Genomic DNA, 3,106 nt, shown 5'->3' with positions numbered 1-3,106 from the left:
GCGACGGTAGCGTCGGGCATGTCGAGGTCTTTCAGGTGGACGGCGTAGGAACCTCCATCCTCGGAAGACCTCGACGCCTATCCCGTGACCAGCGCGGCGGCGCGCTCAACCACGGACCACACCCTCTTCTGCGAAGAGCCCCGTTGGTGCGTGAGTTGGTCCGCCCGCGCACAGCGCCGCGGTCGTGCACCCAGTGCATAATCGATCAGCAGGGGTCGATCAGGAGAGGTTGCTCGCCACGGTGAAGCGTTGGCCGCGATGGGCTGGTTGCTCAATCTCGTCGACGACCGCGACCGCTATGTCCTCCATCGAGACGTAGGAGCGACCAGTGCTGTCGACCAGCAGCTCGTCCTGTCCGACCCGATATGAACCGGTGCGCAGCCCGGGTTCCATCAGTGCCGATGGCGTGACGTAGGTCCAGTCCGCGCGGCCGTGCTCGCGGCACAGTGTCAGTTGGTCGTTGCCGGTCCGCGCAAGGTCGGCGATCTCGGGCGGCACCCAGCGCGGGTCGTCCGCGACCAGGCGGTTGCCGGCGCCGGGCACGAGCAGGCTGCCCGCGCCGCCGACCATCACGAACCGCACACCGGCTGCGGCGTGCGCGTCGAGCAATGAACGGGTGGCGACCAGTGCTGATTGCTCGTCGCCGGGGACCGGCCGGGTCGCTCCCACTGCGACGTCATGACCGGCGATGAGGTCAGCGACTGCGTTGGTATCGGTTGCATCGACGTCGTCCCGGGACAGTGGGGTGACCCGGTGGCCACGGCGGAGGGCTTCTGCCACGACTCGACTGCCGACGTTGCCTGCTGCTCCGATGACGGCTATCTGCATGAGGACTCCTGGGTGAGTGCGGGTTTTGGTATGCGTGGCGCGACCCGTTGAGGGCGCGGGATCTGCGCGGCGAGCACCGCGAGCAGGGTGAGCCCGAAGCCGACCGTCTGCATGGTTGTCAGACTCTGACCAAGCACGGCCCAGCCGATGGTGGTCGCGACGATGGGTGAGAGGAGCGCGAGGAAGGACACCGCGACGACCGGCAGTTCGCCGATGCCACGGAACCAGAGGGTGTACGCCAGCAGGGTGCCGACCAGGCCAAGCCAGGCGTAACCACCGAATGCCTCGATGGGCAGATGTGGCGGTGCGCCTTCGACGATCAGGGCGATCGGGAGAAGGAAGAGCCCGCCGGCGGTGAGTTGCCACCCGGCGAACGACACCGCCCCAACCGGACGGCCCCAGCGCCGCGTGAGCACTACGCCAGCGCTCATGGCGACCGGACCGGTGAGTCCGGCTACAACACCCACCGCATCGAACTCGGCGCCTGGCCTCATCACCATGAGCGCGACTCCGGCGATGCCGACCATCGCCCAGCCGAGGCGCCAGCGAGTCGGCGGCTCACCCAACAGCGCCAGCGCGAAGCCCGCGGTGGCCAGCGGACCAATCGCCCCGAGTGTTGCCGCGACCCCTCCGGGCAGGCGGTACGCCGCCAGGAACAGCAGCGCGAAGAAGGCGCCGATGTTGAGGACGCCGAGAACAGCAGCCCGCCACCACCACGAGCCGTGCGGGAGTCGCCGACCAATTGCGATCGCGAGCAGCCCAGCCGGCAGGGCCCGCAGCAGGCCGGACAGCAGGGGGCGGTCCGGAGGCAGCCATTCTGAGGTGACGACGTAGGTCGTGCCCCACGAGATTGGCGCAATCGCAGTGAGCGCGGTGAGCGCGGTGAGCGCGGTGCGGGCTGATGCGGACATGATGGCAACCTCTCAACGTTGAATAGTTCAACGCGGCAACCTTAGATCGAGTGCTACCTCAATGTCAAACAGTTTAACGTTGATGCGTTGGCTTGGCTGCAAACCGGCGAGATGACTAGATACGTGCCCTAGATGACTAGATACGTGCCCTAGATGACCGGTGATACCTTTAGGCCAAACAGTTCAACGTCGAGGAGTTTGATGGACGACAGCGTGGACGGCATCCTGGCCCAGTGGCGAGTGGCTCGCCCGGACCTCGACCCGTCACCGATGGGCGTGATCGGCCGTCTCTCTCGAGCCACGCGGTTGACCGAGCGGGCGCTGCAGAGAGTCTTCACCGAACACGGCCTTCAGCCAGGCGAGTTCGACATCCTCGCGACGCTCCTGCGCGCCGGAGGGCCGAGGGGTATGACGGCTGGTGCACTCGCCGTCTCGGCCATGGTCACCTCCGGCGCGATCACGAACAGGATCGACCGGCTCGTCACCAAGGCCCTGGTCACCCGCGAGACCGACCCGACAAACCGCCGCACCGTGCTCATCGATCTCACACCATCTGGCCGCGAACTCATCAACCGCGCCGTGGCCGACCACCTGGCCAACGAAGAACGCCTGCTCGACGCGTTCAGCCCACGCCAACGCGAGCAGTTCGCCAGCCTGCTCCGAACCCTGCTCACCAGCCTGGGCGACTAATCACCACCTCAACCCATCGAGGTAGCTTCGTCTCTGATCGTGCTGGTCACTGCCTACAACGTGCTCGTCCGTGGATAGGTCGCAGAGGCCGACACCGTACTCGTGCACTGCGCGACCATCGGAGGCCGTTGATCACACTCGCGGGGACTTCGCCCAGCGGTTCGGTGAGGTGACTGCTTGCCTGCTGGTCACGAACTGTCCGTGGCGTGGGGTGAGCGGGCTCTCTCGGCGAGTCGACCAAGAAGGTGGACCTCGCTGCCGGCGAGGCCGACGGAGCAGTAGATGCGGCGCCCTGCAGTGGGAGCTTTGACAGTGCCGGTGACAAGGTGGGCGAGCTCGAGCATGCCACTCATGGCGGCAGTCAGGGCGGGCGGGTCGTAGCTGCGGAGCTGGTCGATGGAGTCGGTGACCGCGAACACGGCTCCGGTGACGAGGTCAGGGGGAGACTCGGCGCGGCCGACCTGTTTGGGTCCCATGGTGGTCACGACGACGTTGGGGCGCAGCCAGCTCGTATCGATGACCGGGGTGGGGCTGCTGGTGGCGAGAACCACCATGTCCGCGTCGGTGACCGCGTCACGGGCCTGGTCGCAGGGGTCCACGGTCAGACCGAGTTCGGCCGCGGCCCGATCGCTGAACTCCTTTCGCCGCGCAGGGTTGCGGGAGTGGACAGTGATCCG

General features: G+C 66.9%; 4 protein-coding genes. 1 reads left to right on the top strand and 3 read right to left on the bottom strand.

The window, feature by feature from the left end:
* Positions 1-219: 219 nt before the first annotated feature.
* Together H7290_RS13080 and H7290_RS13075 are read right to left on the bottom strand one after the other, a co-directional pair.
* On the bottom strand, positions 220-828 hold the full coding sequence (locus tag H7290_RS13080; RefSeq protein ID WP_290514454.1) for an NAD(P)-dependent oxidoreductase: 609 nt from the start codon (positions 826-828) through the stop codon (positions 220-222).
* Positions 819-1,739: an EamA family transporter gene (locus H7290_RS13075; RefSeq protein WP_290514453.1), complete on the bottom strand. Its 921-nt coding sequence runs from the start codon at positions 1,737-1,739 to the stop codon at positions 819-821. Before H7290_RS13075 ends, H7290_RS13080 begins: the two co-directional genes overlap by 10 nt.
* A 201-nt stretch (positions 1,740-1,940) precedes the next feature.
* Here H7290_RS13075 and H7290_RS13070 point away from each other — a divergent pair, with 201 nt between their 5' ends.
* Positions 1,941-2,429: a MarR family transcriptional regulator gene (locus H7290_RS13070; protein ID WP_290514452.1), complete on the top strand. Its 489-nt coding sequence runs from the start codon at positions 1,941-1,943 to the stop codon at positions 2,427-2,429.
* Between the two features lie 188 nt (positions 2,430-2,617).
* Here H7290_RS13070 and H7290_RS13065 read toward each other — a convergent pair.
* Positions 2,618-3,106, bottom strand: a 489-nt coding sequence (locus tag H7290_RS13065; protein WP_290514451.1) for a hypothetical protein, incomplete at its 5' end; no start/stop codon positions are given.

The sequence above is a fragment of the Aeromicrobium sp. genome, assembly GCF_014378035.1.
In the GTDB taxonomy this organism is placed as follows: Bacteria; Actinomycetota; Actinomycetes; order Propionibacteriales; family Nocardioidaceae; genus Aeromicrobium.
Note: the sequence above shows the minus strand (reverse complement) of the source record. Positions and strands in the feature narration are given on the sequence as shown.

Coding starts and splice junctions, on each gene's coding strand:
- H7290_RS13080 (WP_290514454.1), bottom strand. CDS start 828: ATGCAGATAGCCGTCATCGGAGCAGCAGGCAACGTCGGCAGTCGAGTC.
- H7290_RS13075 (WP_290514453.1), bottom strand. CDS start 1,739: ATGTCCGCATCAGCCCGCACCGCGCTCACCGCGCTCACCGCGCTCACT.
- H7290_RS13070 (WP_290514452.1), top strand. CDS start 1,941: ATGGACGACAGCGTGGACGGCATCCTGGCCCAGTGGCGAGTGGCTCGC.